Here is a 17023-nt window from a genome sequence, read left to right on the forward strand (position 1 = left end):
TATCCTGGGTCTAACTTTGCAACCTTAACTTTTAAGTGTTTGTTCCCTCTCGCCTAAATTCTCTCACCAAAAAATTGTTAGTCAAGGAAATTATTACGTCTCTAAAGTTTCACTACGATATTTAAAAAAATAAACTCATTTAATTAAGAAAAATAGCCTCTGAAATAAGACAGCACTTCTTTCGTTGATAAAGACTAATTGAATTTGGTATAAATCAAAATAAGTTCAGTTAATGACTAATTTGAAGAGTCATGTTTTTAAACGACCCAAAAATAAAAATTCTCTTTATGAGAGAATTTTTATTTTTATTGCCGATTCAATTTAACTATTTTGCCACTATCAAGGGTGACTTTACCTAACAAACGTTGTTCGTTATCATGGTGAACCCCATTAATTGTTACTTCAGCCCCGACTAAAACTTGGATTGTCAAGGTTAAATCACCTAATCAATCTTGGTTGATTATCACTCTATATTTTACTCAGGTCCTAATTTTTTCTTTACTAGTTCGATCTTCAAAGTCAAAAACTTGCTTAGTTTCACTTTTTCAATGTTCAACATCGGCATCGGGGAAGTTTGTTGTTTCAATAGTTAAGCCTCTTTTTTCTTCGGTGCTACCATTAATTTTGAAAATTTGGGCACTAAAATCAGGTAATTCAAAGGAAACGATTTTTTGTTTAATTTTTGGAACATCGGGGATTGAAGTTAAAGTAGTTAGATTAATTTGACTTTCAAAGGCAATCGTATCTAAACCACCTTCTAGGTTACTCATTTCAACTACTTTTTGTTCAATGGCGACTTCCGTATTTTTAATATTAATATTTTGGCTAATGGCTTCTTTTTCGCCAATTAAATAACTATTTTCACGATTAAACCATGTAAGCCTTTGGCATGATACTGTGACCATTTCTCCTTTTTCTGGATTCATTCCAGTAATCATAGTCTTTCAAGGGTCCTCTTGATTAATCGTGATTTCCGAAATCACAAACGAATGCGCTTGATTGGTCAAAATCAAGGGGTTGCCTTTATTAAGTGATTCTTCGATGCTTTTATTAAAAGCAACTATTTCATCTCTCATAATTCCAAAACCTTCACCTAAATTAAAAGTTCCGAAATTTGCTGAAGTTTGACTATTGATAATATCGGAAATTTCTTGATCCCTAATAACAATTCCTTCAACATCGTCTGGAGTGTTGGTAATTTGCCTTAATCATTTATACACCTCAGTTTGGTTTCCGGTTTTATGGTAACCCTTTAGAAGACTAAGAAGAGCGGCCGTAAAGTGATAATAAGATGTTTCTTGTTTAATAAGAGCAATTTCATCCGCTACTCTTGGTTGTCCTTTTAATGTCCTTAAGGCATTTTTATCAGCAATAATAAATATTTCGTTGCCTTCGTCACTTAATAATTCCTTTATAACTTGATCAGAGTCAAGATAAACTCTATCGTAGTTGTCGTGATTAGTAACAAAAAGAGTATTATGCATATATCCCATAACTAGAAAAGAGGTTGATTTTGATTGCAGGATGATTGGTTGTCTTTTTCAACCGATTGAATAAAGTAGGGTTTTTGCCAAATTTTCATCCGTTAGTAAGTCAACACTCACTTTTTCCACTCCAAAAGTAAAATAACGCGTATAATCCCCTAAGTCATTAATTCATTCTTCAACTTGTTTTTCATAACCAGAAAGATTAATTTCTTTTGAATTGCCAGTTATTTCTTGAAGTTTTTGTTGAATTTCCATTTGGGAATTTGAGAAACTATTTTTATGCCTAAATAAATTATTAAGTGAAGCTGCTATGCTATTGACGATACCTGATTCCATCTTGGTAGTATAAACATTTAGTTGAGAATCTTGGAATGGTGTGTCGTCGGCAATTTGATTTTGGTGTTGGTTATTTGTGACTAAAAGGGGAACAATTTGTGCCGGTCCTAAGGACGCGGTGAGTAATAACAATAGTTTGGTCATTTTAGACTCCTTTTTTCTTTTTCTTAAAAATTTCTAAGGTTAGTTAAACTGCGTTAATTACTTTTTATACGAAGATGAAGTTTTTGCTTTCCCTCAAAGCTTTCTTTTAACAAGTGTCTTACTCTTCGTTTCAATTCTCCCACTAAAAAAGTGTTAATCAAGGTACCTTTAGTAAAATTTTTCCCCCTATTTTTCTTACTTGAGAACATAATTGAAGTTATAGAAGGATAGAGGTTAGACCCCTCAGCCTTCTATATAGTATTCTTTGGAAAATGGGGGTTAAGCTTATGAAAAATTATTAATTCTTCACTCACGAGGTTTATTAATAATTAAGACGCTCGTTACGGCGTGAATCCATGTTAAATATGTAAAGAAAACTATAGCTACAACTGAAGACATTTCGGTTAAACCTTTTAAATTGTGGCTAGGAATTACCACCTAGTCGCCACTTCACTATAATTATTTTTGTTTTTTATGTTCCTAGAGACTTAAAAATTTTTGATAATCTCTCTTATTAAAACTATCCATCTTGAATTTATTAGATTTCAAGGAGTGAAATTAATGAATCCATTACTTTAAAACTCGAGATTTCTATGAAAGGAAGTTTAAAATTATGAAATTACTAATGCTTAGTTGTTTTCCAGCTTTGGTTGGCGCCTCACCAATGGCTATCGCCACTACCTTAACTACCCAAAATTTTGACACAGGAACTCAAGACCTAATTAAACTTGACTTAAAAATTACCAAAGCAGAACAGGACAATTACAAATTTGTTTCGTGTCTCCAATGTCTCTTGGGTGCAAAAAACAATACGAATTTCGAAAATCAAGAGGCTATCTACAATGAACTAAAAGATGTTATGGGAATTAGTAGTGTTGACAACGAACTATTACCAAGTGTTAAAATTGAATCTTGATTAAAGAATCAAGTTTCGGAAAATTATATTTATACAGATTTGGGAGTCCATTTCGGAACAAGCTTAAAAGAGGCACATGAATTCATCCAATATTTAAGCCACTCTTTACAATCGGGTGACCCAATGATTTTGGGGAATCAAGGAGAAAAAAGATCATCAGCAGCCTTATTAATTGGTATTAGAGAAAATGAAACTAATCCTTGGCACTCGGTTTTTTACTATTTAAACCCAATTACTGGTGAAGAAGAAACGAGTTTAGCAAGGGATCTTAATTTTTATGGTCAAAATAAGTCTTACGTAATAGGTCTTGACGAGCCAACATTTAAAGAACCTACAAAAGTGGTAACGATTGATCATGAAGGTTTTCAAGTGACTAAAACCAACCTGGATGATGGCCTAGATTATCTTTTGGGCACAAGTGAAGAAAACCTAACTTTTCAAACTTCGCTCCGCGATATTCCGAGATTCAAATCAACTTTTGAAAAATTGTCGTTACCAAACCTTTCTTTAAAACTCTCGAAGATTAATGGCGATGTGGCTCAAACGGATGGGTTAGACATTTCAATGGACCAAATTCCTGATGAAGTTGATGGTGATGGTTGACGAAGTGATTTTATAGAACTTGGAAAATGAACTGATGAAACGGTTCAAGAAGTTATTGTTACCCTTGTCCGTTACCGTATCTCAATTGAGATAACCGCTTCCAGCGAGTTGGATTTGGTAATTAAATTTTATGGATCAGCAACGGTGTCTACAAAAAGCCAACGCCTTGCAGGAAGAATCGAACTAGAGACGGGAAAAGTAATCACCTTAATAAAAAGATCTTAATAATTAGAAATTGTTGTTAGTTAGTTTACGTTAATTAGTTTATAAGGCTTAATAACTTAAAACTTGGGGTTTTATGGACGGACAACTATAAATAACTAAAAAATTCTCATCAAAACCATGCGAAACCAAATATTGGTAGAAACCATTTTAGAGATTTAACAGGTGGAATGAACTTGTGGCAAACTTTTGCTATTGTTTAAATTTAAATCTTAAAAATTAGGCCAGCCAGGTTTGAAAAAGAACTCCACAATTTTGTGAATCATTTAATTGCCTAAAATTGTTTAATAAGTAAATTCTTGTTCTTTAAAACAAAGATTTATTTCCCTTTAGTCTTCATCCTTGGAAAAATGAATAATAAATTAAAAACCCGCTAAAAAAGCGGGTTTTTAATTTATTATTTGCCTCACGTTTACAAAAATTATCTACAAAAAACCCTTTATTTTTGTGTCTAAAAATGTTATATTCTTACTTGCATGTATGTTTTGTGTGCGAAAATTACGATACGCTGGAAAGAGTTGTCGTGAAAAATAATAAAGGAGAACCATGGCAGATCAAAAAATGAGAATTAAGTTAAAAGGTTACGATCATGCAATCGTAGACCAAAGTATTCGCAAAATTATTGAAGCTGCTGAAGGAACTGGAGCCAAAGTTGTTGGACCAATTCCTTTACCAACTGATAAACAAGTTATTACCATTTTACGTGCTGTTCACAAGTACAAAGATTCTCGTGAACAATTCGAAATGCGAACACACAAAAGATTACTTGAAATTTTAAACCCAACACCAACTACAATTGACACCCTAAAACGTGTTAAATTGCCATCAGGTGTTGAAATCGAAATTAAATTATAATTATCGATTTAAAGTTGACCAAAATGTACATGAAACACACTATTAAATTAGGAGGATAAAATGAAAGGAATCTTAGGACGTAAATTAGGGATGACTCAAGTTTTCGGTGAAAATGGAAAATTAATTCCAGTAACCGCAATTGAAGTACTTCCTAACACCGTTTTACAAGTTAAAACTCTTGAAACAGACGGTTATCAAGCTTTACAACTTGGTGCTCAAGACAAGAGAGAAAACTTAGTAAATAAACCTGAAGCTGGCCACTTCAAAAAGGCCAATTCTGCACCTAAGCGCTTCGTAAAAGAAATTCGTAACATGGAAGGATTTGCTCAAGGCAGCGAAATCTTACCAGAGGATATCTTTAGTGCAGGTCAATTCGTCGATGTAACCGGAACTTCAAAAGGAAAAGGTTTCCAAGGATCAATCGTGCGTCATAACTACGCTCGTGGACCAATGGGTCATGGATCAGGATACCACCGTGGAGTTGGTTCGATGGGAGCCATCATTAACCGTATTTTCAAATCAAAGAAAATGCCAGGTCACATGGGGCATGCCCAACGAACTATCCAAAACTTGGAAGTAGTGTTAGTTGATAACCAACAAAACCTAATGTTAATCAAAGGATCAATCCCAGGACCAAAAAACCAATTTATCGTAATTAAAGAAAACGCTAAGGGTCGTACTAATAATCAAGCAGCAAAATTAGTAAATAGAACTTCTAAACCAGAAGTTGAAGAAAAAGCATAGGAGGCGTCATGAAAGTTCAAGTATTAGATGTTAAAGGAACAAAAGTTAAAGATTTAGTTTTAAACGACCAAGTCTGAGCAATTGAACCTCACGAACAATCAATCTACGATACGGTTGTCGCCCAACAAGCTGCTTTGAGACAAGGAACCCGTAAAGTAAAAACACGCGCCGAAGTTTCTGGAGGGGGTCGTAAACCATGACGCCAAAAGGGAACTGGACGTGCACGTCAAGGTTCAATCCGTGCTCCTCAATGAAGAGGTGGAGGAGTTGTCTTTGGTCCTACACCAGACATTAATTACAAAAAATCGGTCAACAAAAAAGTTCGTGCCTTAGCCTTTAAATCAGTATTATCGTTAAAAGCTAAAGGAAACGACTTAACAATTTTAGAAAAATTTGAATTTACTACTCCATCAACAAAAGATATGGTTGAAGTAATGAAAAATTTAGATTTAAATGATGACAAAACTTTAATTATTACTAAAGAAAAAGAAGATTTAGTTATCAAATCAGCAAACAATTTATCAAAAGTTAAAACTTTAAATACCCATCAATTGAATGTATTTGACCTTTTAAATGCTAATAAATTGTTAATCACTGAAGAAGCTGTTCAAGCTATTGAGGAGGTTTACGCCTAATGCATTTAACTGAAGTAATTCAAAAACCAGTCTTAACTGAAAAAAGCTTTTTAGGACACCAAAACGGCGTTTACACCTTCTTGGTTGCTAAAAAAGCTAACAAAACTCAAATTAAAAAAACTTTTGAAGAAATTTTCGAAGTAAAAGTCGCTTCAGTTCGTACTGCTAACTATGATGGAAAAATCAAAGTTGCCGGACGTCGTGGCCGTGGTCAAAACTTTTCCGCAGGAAAAACTAATAACTACAAAAAAGCATTTATTACATTAAAAGAAGGACAACAATTAGATGTCCTAAATGATTTATAGAAAAATCTTTCCCAAGATACCTATTGTAAATCAGACTTATTAAAAGCTATAGAAGGGATTTAATATGGCAATTAAAAAATATAAGGCAACCACAAATGGGCGCCGTAATATGACAACAATTGATTACCAGAGTGTGTTAACTAATGACCGCCCTGAAAAATCATTATTGGAGTCATTAAACAAAAATGGTGGTCGTAATAACCAAGGTCGCATTACTACTCGCCATCAAGGGGGAGGACATAAACGTAAATACCGTGTTGTGGACTTCAAACGTAACAAACATGATATTCCTGGAACAATTTCTTCCATTGAATATGACCCAAATAGAAATGCTTTTATTTCGTTAGTTAACTATGCTGATGGAGAAAAACGCTACATTCTTTTTGCCAAAGGGATGACTGTGGGAACAACAGTTATTGCTGGGGAAAACGCCGACATTAAAGTTGGGAACGCCGCACCACTAAAAAATATTCCGGAAGGAACTTTAATTCACAACGTGGAATTAAAACCTGGTAAAGGTGGACAAATGGCCCGCAGTGCTGGAGCCTTCGTTCAATTATTAGGAAAAGACGAAGATGGTAAATATGTCACTATTCGTCTAAGCTCAGGAGAAGTAAGAAAGGTTTTAGCAACTAACTATGCCACAATTGGTGAAGTTGGTAATGCTGAACATAGCTTAGTTAACTGAGGAAAAGCTGGTCGTAACCGTTGAAAAGGAATTCGTCCAACTGTCAGAGGTTCAGTTATGAACCCTAACGATCACCCTCATGGAGGGGGAGAAGGTCGTGCCCCAATTGGTCGTAGCAAACCTGTTACCCCTTGAGGAAAACCAGCTTTAGGGGTTCCAACTCGTAACAAGAAAAAAGCTTCACAAAAATTAATCGTTAGAAAACGTAATAAATAGGAGGGAGAAGCAATGTCTAGATCATTAAAAAAAGGTCCCTTTGTTGATGACTATCTTTTGAAAAAGGTAGAAACAATGGGTGATAAAAAAGAAGTGATTAAAACTTGATCACGTCGTTCGACAATTTTCCCTCAATTTGTGGGTCATACTTTCGCGGTTTATAACGGGAAAGAATTTATTCCAGTTTATGTCACTGAAGATATGATTGGTCACAAACTTGGTGAGTTCTCACCAACTCGTAAGTTTGGTGGCCATGGAAGTGACAAAGGAAAAAGATAGGAGAGTAGGCAAATGGAAGCAAAAGCACAATTAAGCATGATTCGTATCTCTCCTCGTAAAGTTCGTTTAGTAGTAGATACCATTCGTAATAAACCAGTTTCACAAGCAGTTTCAATCCTAAACAATTTGGATAAAGCGGCTAGTGAACCAGTTTTAAAACTTTTAAACTCAGCTATCGCTAACGCTGTTAATAACAACGGAATGGAAGCTGACCGTTTATACATCAAAACCGCTTATGTAAACGAAGGACCAACTTTAAAACGTTTCCGTCCTCGTGCACAAGGGCGCGCATTTGAAATTTTAAAAAGAACTAGTCACATCACAATTGTTGTTAGTGACGAAATGAAATAGGAAGGGCAGGATCAGAATATGGGACAAAAAGTATCACCAAACGTTTTACGTTTAGGAATCAACCGTGATTGAGAAGAGCGTTGATATGCTGAAAAAGGTCAATACGTTACTTGATTAAATCAAGATATTAAAATTCGTGAAACCTTAATGAAGCTCTTGAAAGACGCTGCCATTTCAAAAATCACAATTGAAAGAACTTCAAAGAATGTGACTTTAGTTATTAAAACTGCTCGTCCAGCAATGGTAATGGGTGAAAATAATAAACGCCTTGAAGACATTACTCTAGCAGTTCGCAAGATTTTGAAAGATCGTAAAATCCAAATTAACATCAAAGTTGTGGCTGTTGAACATCCAGATGGCGATGCTGCTTTGGTAGCACGTTGAATTGGAGAACAAATTACCAACCGTGCTTCATTTAGAACAGTACAAAAATTAGCAATTCGTCGTGCCTTGAAAACACCAGGAGTTAAAGGAATTAAAACTTCAGTTTCTGGTCGTCTTGGGGGCGTAGAAATGGCTCGTACCGAGGGTTATCTAGAAGGTTCAGTACCATTGGCAACTCTTCGCGCCAATATTGACTACGCACTTTACGAAGCTAAAACAACTTATGGTCAAATCGGAGTTAAAGTTTGAATTAACCATGGGGAAGTGTTGGAAAAGAAACGTTCAAACAACTTTCACACTAACACTAACACCCATAACTCAAACTACAACTCTAACCGTAATGCAAAAGTAGCTCACGAAAATGGAAATGGTAACATTAACCGCCAAGGGAGCAAAGAAGAAGTAAAGGGAGGAACAAGATAGTATGTTAATGCCCAAAAAAACAAAATATCGTAAACCTCACCGCGTTAGTTATGAAGGAAAAACCAAAGGGGCAAAAAAAGTTGATTTTGGTGAATATGGGTTAATGGCTCTTGATGGGGCATGAATTGATGACCATCAAATTGAAGCAGCCCGTGTTGCAATGACGCGTTACATGAAACGTGATGGAAAAGTATGAGTTCGTATTTTCCCACAATTATCACGTACAAAAAAACCTGCTGAAGTACGTATGGGATCTGGAAAAGGGAACCCTGAATCGTGAGTGGCAGTTGTTAAAAAAGGGACAGTTATGTTTGAAATCGCAGGGGTAAGCGAGGAAATCGCTCGTGAAGCTTTGCGTTTAGCAATGCATAAATTGCCTATCAAATGTAAATTTGTGAAAAGAGGTGAGTTAAATGGCTAAAACCACAATGAAACATATGGAAGAATTACGTCTTAAACCAGTGGATGAATTACTAGTTACTGGTGAGAACTTCCGTGCCGAACTTTTTGCTTTAAAATTTCAAGCCGCTGTTGGAAGTTTAGAAAAAACTCACCGTATTAACGAATTGAAAAAAGAAATCGCTCGTATTGAGTTAGTCTTAGGAGAAAAACGCCGTGCTGGTGAAAATGTCAATAAGACTCTAAAGGGTGATTACCAAAAAGCGGTTGCTGAAGCTGAAAAAACCGGTAAAGCAGTTCGCAAAAAACAACTTGAAAAACTTGAAGAATTACAAAAAGAACAATTCGGTGGTCTAGATGAAGAAGCGCTTGCAGAAGCGATGAAAAATGGGGAAGATGAAGGAGTCAACAAATAATGGAAAGAAATAAACGAAGAGTTCTTGTTGGGACTGTAGTCTCAGACAAGATGGATAAAACAATTACCGTTTTAGTTGAAACTTACAAAAACCACCCAATCTACCACAAACGTATGAAATATTCAAAAAAATATAAAGCACATGACGAACACGAAATTGCCAAAATCGGGGACAAAGTAGAAATTATGGAAACCCGTCCATTGGCAGCCACTAAAAACTTCCGTTTAGTGAAAGTTGTAGAAAAAGCTGTGTTATAGGAGCGCACCATGATTCAAAATTTATCTGTTTTAAAAGTCGCTGATAACTCAGGGGCAAAAGAAGTTCGTGTCATTCGTGTACTTGGAGGATCGAAACGTAGATCTGCTCAAATTGGTGATATTGTCGTAGCTTCAGTACTTGCAGCTATTCCAGGGGCACCAGTGAAAAAAGGCCAAGTTGTAAAAGTGGTTATTGTTCGCACTAACCGTGAATTACGTCGCGAAGATGGAACTTATATTAAGTTTTCAGAAAACGCCGGAGTTTTAGTCAAAGAAGACAAAACTCCAAGAGGAACTCGTATTTTTGGACCGATTCCTCGTGAAATTAAAGAGGCTGGCTTTACGAAAATTGCTTCGTTAGCGCCAGAAGTATTGTAGGAGGGTGAGCATAATGGCAAAGACAAAATTAAAAAAAGGTGACTTAGTCAAAGTTATCGCTGGTGCTCACAAAGGTGAACAAGGACCAATTACTTGAATTTCTAAAGACAAAAAATTTGTCTCAGTGCAAGGAATTGAAATCTTGAAACATGTGAAACCTTCAAATTCGGAACCTGACGGAGGAATTAAACCAATTCCTGCTAAGATGAATATCTCAAACGTCGGAATGCTTGATCCAAAACGTAAAGAAGCAACCACACGAATTGGTTACGAAATCCGTGATGGGAAGAAAATCCGTATTAGTCGTAAAACAAATCACGAGTTCAAATAGGAGGCGAAGACACAATGAAATCAAAATTACAAGAAACATATACAACTACAGTTGTGCCAAGCTTAATGGAAGAACGTGGTTATAAATCAATTATGCAAGTACCGAAGCTAACAAAAATCGTCATTAACATGGGGATTGGTGATGCTTCTACTGATAGTAAAAAACTAGATCAAGCAGTAAGCGAATTAATGGCTATTACTGGTCAAAAACCAGTGACTACGAAAGCTAAAAAATCACTTGCTGTCTTCAAATTACGTGAAGGAATGCCAATCGGAACAAAAGTTACTTTACGTGGGAAAAAGATGTATGACTTCTTTGATAAATTAGTAAATGTCGGTTTACCACGTGTTCGTGATTTCCGCGGAACTCCACGCCATTCCTTTGATGGTTTTGGAAACTATACTTTAGGAATTAAAGAACAAATCATTTTCCCAGAAATTGATTACGATAAAGTCCAACGCTTAAGAGGAATGGACATTACCATTGTCACTAACGCAAAAACTAATGAAGAAGCTTACGCGTTATTGGAAAAAATGGGAATGCCATTTAATAAATAGAACAACGGAGGTTGATAACGCATGGCAAAAAAATCTTTAAAAGTTAAACAAAATAAACACCACAAATTTAGCGTCCGTAACTACACCCGTTGTATGAAATGCGGCCGTCCGCACGCTGTCTTAAAAAAATTCGGTATTTGCCGTCTATGCTTTAGAAAATATGCATATGAAGGCCAAATTCCTGGTATTAAGAAAGCTTCATGATAGATAGGGATGGAAAGGAATTAAATATATGACTACTGATGTAATTGCAGATATGCTAACTCGAATTCGAAATGCAAACCAAAGATATTTAAAAACTGTTGAAATCCCTGGAAGCAAAATGAAATTAGAGATTGCTAAAATCTTAAAAGAAGAAGGATTCATTTCAAACTACAAAGTTACTGAAAGTGAAGCCAAGAAAAAAATTGTGATTGATCTAAAATATAAAAACAAAACTCGTGTTATCCAAGGATTAAAGAAAATTTCAAAACCTGGCTTAAGAGTTTACGCTCCAGCCAACGAAATTCCTCAAGTTTTAAATGGCTTAGGAATCGCAATCGTTTCAACTTCAAAGGGAATCATGACTGACAAACAAGCTCGTCAAAACCAAGTTGGTGGCGAAGTGCTTGCCTTTGTTTGATAGATAGTTGATAGGAGAAGAATAAAATATGTCACGTATCGGAAATCGTCTTTTATCAATTCCTGAAGGGGTTGAAGTTACACTAGAACCAAATAACACTGTTATTGTTAAAGGTCCAAAGGGAGAATTGAGCCAAAAATTCTCACCTTTAATTACTATTGAAATAGATCAAGAATCACGCACTGTCAAAACTCTACGTGCTAACGAAATCAAACATACCAAACAATTACATGGAACTACCAATTCATTAATTGCTGGAATGCTTGAAGGAGTTTCAAAAGGTTTTGAAAAAAACTTACAAATCGTTGGGGTTGGTTACAAAGCTAACTTAAACGGGAAAAAACTTGGTTTGAGTTTAGGTTTCTCTCATCCGGTGGAATGTGAAATTCCGGAAGGATTAACAGTTGAGGTACCAAAACCAACCAACATTATTATTCGTGGAATTAACAAACAACTAGTTGGTGAATTTGCGGCAAACATTCGTGCTTACCGAAAACCAGAACCATATAAAGGTAAAGGAATCAAATACGCTGACGAAAAAATTATTCGTAAGGAAGGAAAAGCAGCCGGTAAATAGGCTTGCGCAAAGGTGAAGTAAACAATGAAATTTGCAAAACAAGAAGCGCGTAAACGTCGCCATTACCGTGTGCGTACTAAGATTTCAGGAACTTCAAGCCGTCCACGCTTGAATGTCTTTAAATCAAATACCAACTTTTACGCCCAAATAATTGATGACACCACTGGTCGTACACTAGTAAGCGCTTCATCAATGAAGATGGATCTTCCATCAAAATCAAATATTAAAGCTGCTGAAAGCGTAGGGGCTGAAGTAGCTAAAAAAGCTTTAGCAGCAAACATCACTGAAGTTGTCTTTGACCGTGGGGGATACCAATACCATGGTAAAGTAAAAGCTTTCGCTGATGCAGCCAGAGCAGCGGGATTAAAATTCTAGAAAGGCAAAAGGCAAAAATAATGAGTGAAGAAAAAAACATTAATGTTAATGCGGGCCAAGTAAGTCGCAATCCCAATGCCCAAACACAATCACGTCCAAACACTAATAACTTTAACCGTGATCGTGCGCGTCGTCCAGGGACTGGTACTGGCGCTGGTACTGGTAACTTTGGTCAATTCCAAGGTCCTCAATCAGGATCGGGTCCAACTTCAGGAGACCGTCGTCGTCCTGGTGGACAAGGCCAAGGGCCAAGAGGCCGTGGTGGACGTGGTCCTCGTGGTTTCAATGATCGTCCTAAAGATGATTTTGAAGAAAAAGTAGTTACTATCCGTCGTGTAACTAAAGTTACTAAAGGAGGACGCCATTTCCGTTTTGCTGCGGTTGTCGTTGTCGGTAACAAAAAAGGCCAAGTTGGTTTAGGAACTGGAAAAGCAAATGAAGTTCCTGATGCAATTAAAAAAGCAGTCAAAGAAGCTAAAAAGAACTTAATTCGTGTGCCAATGCGCGGAACTACTGTTCCTCACGAAATTTTAGGAACCTACGGAGCAGGTAAGGTTTTAATCAAACCTGCTAAAGAAGGGGCTGGATTAATCGCTGGAGGGCCAGTTCGTGCTGTTGTCGAACTAGCTGGTATTGGAGATATTTATACTAAATCATTAGGATCACATGCTCCAATTAACATGATTCGTGCTGCTTTAGATGGTTTGTCAAGAATGCAAACTTATGCTACAACCCAAGAACTTCGTTTTGGGAAAGTAAAGAATAACGAAGTAAAAACTGAAGAAGCGGTTGCTAAACCAAAAGAAGTCGCAACTGCTGCTGCTAATAATGCGGTTACAAAATAGGAGGTTTTGATGAAATTACATGAGTTAAAATATACACCTGGTAGTCAAACAAAACCAACCCGTGTTGGCCGTGGAATGGCTTCAGGAAAAGGAAAAACCGCAACGCGTGGTCATAAAGGACAAAATTCGCGTTCTGGTGGAGGAGTACGTCCAGGCTTTGAAGGAGGGCAAACACCATTGTTCCGCCGTCTACCAAAGATTGGGTTCACCTCGCCAAATCAAAAAGAATATGTTTTAATTAATTTAGAACAAATTGACAAACTTGGTTTAACAGAAGTGAACCACGAAACCTTACTTGCCAAAAGAGTCATTAAAAATGACAAACAACTTGTAAAAGTTTTGGGTAAAGGTACGCTAAACCACAAAGTTAATGTCAAAGTTAATAAAATCTCTCAATCAGCCCAAAAAGCGATTGAAGCATTGGGAGGAATAGTCGAGGTGATTTAGATGGTATGAGGAGGAAAAGGAGTACATGAAGGGGTTAAACCTTCACGTGCCGCAAACCACGCAAAAAAACAAGATCAGCCCCAAAAAGGTCGCTTGTTTTCCATCAAAAAAACTTCGCAAAAAACAAATGATTTTCAAAAGCCTAATTTTTTTGTGAAAAACAAAGATTTGCTTTTGCGAATCATTTTTACTATTTTAATCCTTGTTTTGATTCGAGCTGGAATGTATTTAACAGTTCCGGGAATCCATATTTCTAAGGATTACGAAGAAAAAATTTCGGATATCCAATTCTTCCAATTACTCGCTACTTTAGGGGGAGGAAGCATTGGAAAATTCTCAATCCTTGCTTTAGGAGTCTCACCCTACATTACGGCTTCGATTATTGTTCAGTTATTATCGACTGATGTAATTCCAGTGTTAACTCGGTGAACCAGATCGGGAGAGCGGGGACGACGTAAACTAGATAAATTGACAAAAATCCTGATGATTCCCTTTGCCATTATGCAAGGAGAAGCAACTGTCTTTACATTAATTTCCCAAGGACTAATTACTCCAAAATGAGAAGGAGGGCTCCAAGCGGAAAATGGTATTGGACCAGCCGCTTTCTACTACATTTTGATTCCGGTAATCATGCTAGCTGGAAGTTTCTTCATGCTATGATTGGCAGACCAAATTACCGTCCGTGGGGTTGGTAACGGGGTTTCAATTATCATTTTCTTAGGAATTATTAGCACAATGCCAACCAATTTTAAGGCCACTTTCCAATTTTGGGTTGCCAAATCTGGGGAACAAGCAAACATCTTTTTTGATGGTCTCTTGAAATTTATCATTTATGTGGTTGTTTTCTTCTTAATCATCTTCGTCGTTGTTCTGATGAACGAAGCGGAACGGAAAATTCCTATTCAACAAACTGGAGCTGGTTTAGTGGATAGTCGCGATCATACGCCATATCTTCCTTTGAAGATTAATAATGCCGGAGTAATTCCAGTTATCTTTGCCTCGGCCATTATTTCTACTCCAGTGACAATTGCCCAAATTGTGGCAGCAACAAATCCAAGTTCTGGTTTTGTTCGCTTTACTCAAGTATATTTATCATTTGACACTTGGTGAGGAATTGGTTTATATTCAGTCTTGACAATTCTCTTTACATTCTTGTATGCGCAAGTGCAAATCAACCCAGAAAAAGTTGCTGAAAACTTCCAAAAATCAGGAACATTTATTCCCGGAATTAAACCTGGGAAGGAAACTGAAAAATTCTTGGTAGGAACAATTAACCGATTATCGATTATTGGAGCCCTTTTCTTGGCTATTATTGCGGTGTTGCCATACATCATTTCGAAATTGACAAGTTTACCGTCAAACTTAGCGATTGGAGGAACAGGACTAATTATTGTTATTTCTGTCGCCCTCCAAACCCTTCAACAAATTAAAGGGCGTTTAGTCCAACAAAATTTAATTGAGAAAAAGCGAGAAAATTTTGTTGAAGAAAGCCAAAACCAACAAAGTCATATTTGATAATCAAATTGCGACTTGGCTCTTCAAAACTTTAACGCGCTAATATTAAAAAGAACTAGGAAAAACCTAGTTCTTTTTTTATGAAAAACTATGGTTCGCTCTTTTGAAAGAGGGATAAGGTTAAAATAAAAATATAACTAGCACATTTTCGTGCTACTTTTTTCGTGCTAATAATCATTTATAAATCTCAAAGTTTTCGGCAAACAAAAAGGGGGGTCTCATTAATGAAAGAACAACACGACTGAATCACACGTGGAGATTTATCGCTATTTTATAAATTACATCAAGAAGATAAAGGCAATTGGTATACCAATAAATTTCACTTAACAAGTTACGCCGGTGCTCTCTATGACCCCAACGGTTTGATTTACTATAAGGGTTGATACTATATTTTTTTCCAAAACTGTCCTTTTAGTGATGAGCGCCTAATTCCTTCTTGAGGTTTATATATGACCACTGACTTTATCCATTATGATTATCAAGGTTTGACGATAACGCCTTCATGTCAATATGACAAAGATGGGGCTTATTCTGGTCATGCCTTCATTGAAGCTGGCCAACTATATTTTTACTATTCTGGCTTAGTGCAACTTCAAGAGGAATTAGAAACTACTTTTGTTATGAAAGCTCAACTAAACTTAAAGAAACAAACCACAAGAAAAACTATGCTTTTTGGACAAGACTTAAGTGTTTACTCTGGTTATTTTCATGACCCAATGATTTTTGAAAAAAATGGGGGCCATTACATGTTGAATGGTGCCCAATCAAAGCATAAAAAAGGCTTAATTAGCCTCTATGGAGCCGAAGACCGTAAACTAATGGTTTGACACTCCGTTCACCCCTTAGAATGGCCTAATTTAAGCCATTTAGAGCCCTTAAGAGTAGAAGCGCCTGGATATATCAAAGATAACGGGAATGATAATGAATATTTGTATTTTAGTACGGTTGCTAAAACTAAGGGTCTAGAAGGAAGAAAAACTTGGTATCAAAAAGGAAAATTTAATAAAATAATGGAGTTTGAGAGTCATGGACCTTTAAAACTTTTTGATAAAGGTCTCGATTTCTATGCTCCCCAATTTTTCCAAAACTGTCCTAACCAAAACATTACCCTTGGTTGACTCGGAAACCCAGCTTCCAAAATCAGCAAGACCTTGCCTAATAATTGGTTAAGCCAATTATCATTACCCCGTGAAGTGACGTGAGTGAATGGTGTCATGTACCAACAACCGGCGAACCAACTCAAAAAATTACGTGTCAAAACTTTATCATGAGGTAAAAAAATTACTTATCCTAATGGCTTAATCGAAATAAAAGTTGACCAAATTGAAAAGGATGATTTCTTTCTAAAAATCCACAATAGTAAACATGAAGCTCTTCAGGTAACTTATCAAAAAGGCCTTTTAGAAATTAATCGTACCGACATGACTCTTAAAGATGCCTTTAATTTGCCCCCGCTTCAAAAAATTGCTATCGACAAAATCAATAATCTTCGACTTTTGGTTGATCGTTCTTGTCTCGAAATTTTTATTAATGATGGGGAACATTCGGTATCCGTTCTTTTTTATGTTTTGAATCATACCACGATTGAAACGGACCTTACTGGTGGAGAAGCTTACCAATTGAAAGGTTTTAGTTTGCAAGAAGAGAATACGTTATTTTTAAATTCTTTAAATCATTAAAAACTAGTTTCTTCGACGGAGCAAGCCTTTAGTCTTA

The 17023-nt window shown here is 36.3% G+C and carries 24 protein-coding genes; 23 read left to right on the forward strand and 1 reads right to left on the reverse strand.

The window, feature by feature from the left end; translation table 4 throughout:
- Positions 1–305: 305 nt before the first annotated feature.
- Complete coding sequence (locus EFREU_RS00635) at positions 306–1967, reverse strand: hypothetical protein (protein WP_100609116.1); 1662 nt, start codon at positions 1965–1967, stop codon at positions 306–308.
- Between the two features lie 613 nt (positions 1968–2580).
- Here EFREU_RS00635 and EFREU_RS00640 point away from each other — a divergent pair.
- The 23 genes from EFREU_RS00640 to EFREU_RS00750 all read left to right on the forward strand — a co-directional run bounded on the left by EFREU_RS00640 (position 2581) and on the right by EFREU_RS00750 (position 16986).
- Positions 2581–3711 (forward strand): hypothetical protein, encoded by a 1131-nt coding sequence (locus tag EFREU_RS00640; RefSeq protein WP_100609117.1) that lies wholly within the window; start codon positions 2581–2583, stop codon positions 3709–3711.
- Positions 3712–4254: 543 nt separating this feature from the next.
- A complete protein-coding gene (gene rpsJ / locus EFREU_RS00645) occupies positions 4255–4563 on the forward strand; it encodes a 30S ribosomal protein S10 (RefSeq protein WP_100609118.1) in 309 nt (102 codons plus the stop codon).
- A gap of 60 nt (positions 4564–4623) precedes the next feature.
- A complete protein-coding gene (rplC, locus tag EFREU_RS00650; protein ID WP_100609119.1) occupies positions 4624–5307 on the forward strand; it encodes a 50S ribosomal protein L3 in 684 nt (227 codons plus the stop codon).
- 8 nt (positions 5308–5315) lie between these two features.
- Complete coding sequence (gene rplD, locus EFREU_RS00655) at positions 5316–5942, forward strand: 50S ribosomal protein L4 (protein WP_100609120.1); 627 nt, start codon at positions 5316–5318, stop codon at positions 5940–5942.
- On the forward strand, positions 5942–6247 hold the full coding sequence (gene rplW, locus EFREU_RS00660; protein WP_100609121.1) for a 50S ribosomal protein L23: 306 nt from the start codon (positions 5942–5944) through the stop codon (positions 6245–6247). The genes rplD and rplW overlap by 1 nt, the downstream gene beginning before the upstream one ends.
- A gap of 64 nt (positions 6248–6311) precedes the next feature.
- Entirely contained in the window at positions 6312–7151 is an 840-nt protein-coding gene (gene rplB / locus EFREU_RS00665) for a 50S ribosomal protein L2 (protein ID WP_100609122.1), read from the forward strand.
- Between the two features lie 12 nt (positions 7152–7163).
- Complete coding sequence (rpsS, locus tag EFREU_RS00670) at positions 7164–7430, forward strand: 30S ribosomal protein S19 (protein WP_100609123.1); 267 nt, start codon at positions 7164–7166, stop codon at positions 7428–7430.
- A 12-nt stretch (positions 7431–7442) separates the two neighbouring features.
- On the forward strand, positions 7443–7781 hold the full coding sequence (gene rplV, locus EFREU_RS00675) for a 50S ribosomal protein L22 (RefSeq protein WP_100609124.1): 339 nt from the start codon (positions 7443–7445) through the stop codon (positions 7779–7781).
- Positions 7782–7799: 18 nt separating this feature from the next.
- Positions 7800–8588, forward strand: coding sequence for a 30S ribosomal protein S3 (gene rpsC, locus EFREU_RS00680; protein WP_100609125.1), 789 nt, complete (start codon positions 7800–7802; stop codon positions 8586–8588).
- 1 nt (position 8589) lies between these two features.
- On the forward strand, positions 8590–9009 hold the full coding sequence (gene rplP, locus EFREU_RS00685; protein ID WP_100609126.1) for a 50S ribosomal protein L16: 420 nt from the start codon (positions 8590–8592) through the stop codon (positions 9007–9009).
- The gene (gene rpmC / locus EFREU_RS00690) at positions 9002–9403 is read left to right on the forward strand and encodes a 50S ribosomal protein L29 (RefSeq protein WP_100609127.1); all 402 of its coding nucleotides are present in this window, start codon (positions 9002–9004) and stop codon (positions 9401–9403) included. The genes rplP and rpmC overlap by 8 nt, the downstream gene beginning before the upstream one ends.
- On the forward strand, positions 9400–9660 hold the full coding sequence (gene rpsQ / locus EFREU_RS00695; protein ID WP_198507969.1) for a 30S ribosomal protein S17: 261 nt from the start codon (positions 9400–9402) through the stop codon (positions 9658–9660). The genes rpmC and rpsQ overlap by 4 nt, the downstream gene beginning before the upstream one ends.
- Before the next feature lie 9 nt (positions 9661–9669).
- Positions 9670–10038, forward strand: coding sequence for a 50S ribosomal protein L14 (gene rplN, locus EFREU_RS00700; protein WP_100609129.1), 369 nt, complete (start codon positions 9670–9672; stop codon positions 10036–10038).
- A 13-nt stretch (positions 10039–10051) separates the two neighbouring features.
- Complete coding sequence (gene rplX, locus EFREU_RS00705) at positions 10052–10369, forward strand: 50S ribosomal protein L24 (protein WP_100609130.1); 318 nt, start codon at positions 10052–10054, stop codon at positions 10367–10369.
- 14 nt (positions 10370–10383) lie between these two features.
- A complete protein-coding gene (gene rplE / locus EFREU_RS00710) occupies positions 10384–10926 on the forward strand; it encodes a 50S ribosomal protein L5 (RefSeq protein ID WP_100609131.1) in 543 nt (180 codons plus the stop codon).
- A gap of 21 nt (positions 10927–10947) precedes the next feature.
- On the forward strand, positions 10948–11133 hold the full coding sequence (locus tag EFREU_RS00715; RefSeq protein WP_100609132.1) for a type Z 30S ribosomal protein S14: 186 nt from the start codon (positions 10948–10950) through the stop codon (positions 11131–11133).
- A gap of 25 nt (positions 11134–11158) precedes the next feature.
- Positions 11159–11551 (forward strand): 30S ribosomal protein S8, encoded by a 393-nt coding sequence (gene rpsH / locus EFREU_RS00720; RefSeq protein WP_100609133.1) that lies wholly within the window; start codon positions 11159–11161, stop codon positions 11549–11551.
- A 25-nt stretch (positions 11552–11576) separates the two neighbouring features.
- Positions 11577–12125 carry a 50S ribosomal protein L6 gene (rplF, locus tag EFREU_RS00725; RefSeq protein ID WP_100609134.1) on the forward strand — a complete coding sequence of 183 codons (549 nt, stop codon included), beginning with the start codon at positions 11577–11579 and terminating at the stop codon, positions 12123–12125.
- 24 nt (positions 12126–12149) lie between these two features.
- Positions 12150–12500, forward strand: a complete 351-nt coding sequence (gene rplR / locus EFREU_RS00730) for a 50S ribosomal protein L18 (protein ID WP_100609135.1) — start codon at positions 12150–12152, stop codon at positions 12498–12500.
- A 20-nt stretch (positions 12501–12520) separates the two neighbouring features.
- Positions 12521–13345 carry a 30S ribosomal protein S5 gene (gene rpsE / locus EFREU_RS03755; RefSeq protein ID WP_198507959.1) on the forward strand — a complete coding sequence of 275 codons (825 nt, stop codon included), beginning with the start codon at positions 12521–12523 and terminating at the stop codon, positions 13343–13345.
- A gap of 9 nt (positions 13346–13354) precedes the next feature.
- Positions 13355–13792, forward strand: a complete 438-nt coding sequence (gene rplO / locus EFREU_RS00740; RefSeq protein WP_100609136.1) for a 50S ribosomal protein L15 — start codon at positions 13355–13357, stop codon at positions 13790–13792.
- Positions 13793–15310: a preprotein translocase subunit SecY gene (gene secY, locus EFREU_RS00745; protein WP_100609137.1), complete on the forward strand. Its 1518-nt coding sequence runs from the start codon at positions 13793–13795 to the stop codon at positions 15308–15310. It abuts the gene before it with no gap.
- Between the two features lie 221 nt (positions 15311–15531).
- On the forward strand, positions 15532–16986 hold the full coding sequence (locus EFREU_RS00750; protein ID WP_100609138.1) for a glycoside hydrolase family 32 protein: 1455 nt from the start codon (positions 15532–15534) through the stop codon (positions 16984–16986).
- Positions 16987–17023 lie beyond the last annotated feature (37 nt).

Origin of the sequence: Entomoplasma freundtii (assembly GCF_002804205.1) — a bacterium.
Classification (GTDB): domain Bacteria; phylum Bacillota_I; class Bacilli_A; order Mycoplasmatales; family Mycoplasmataceae; genus Williamsoniiplasma; species Williamsoniiplasma freundtii.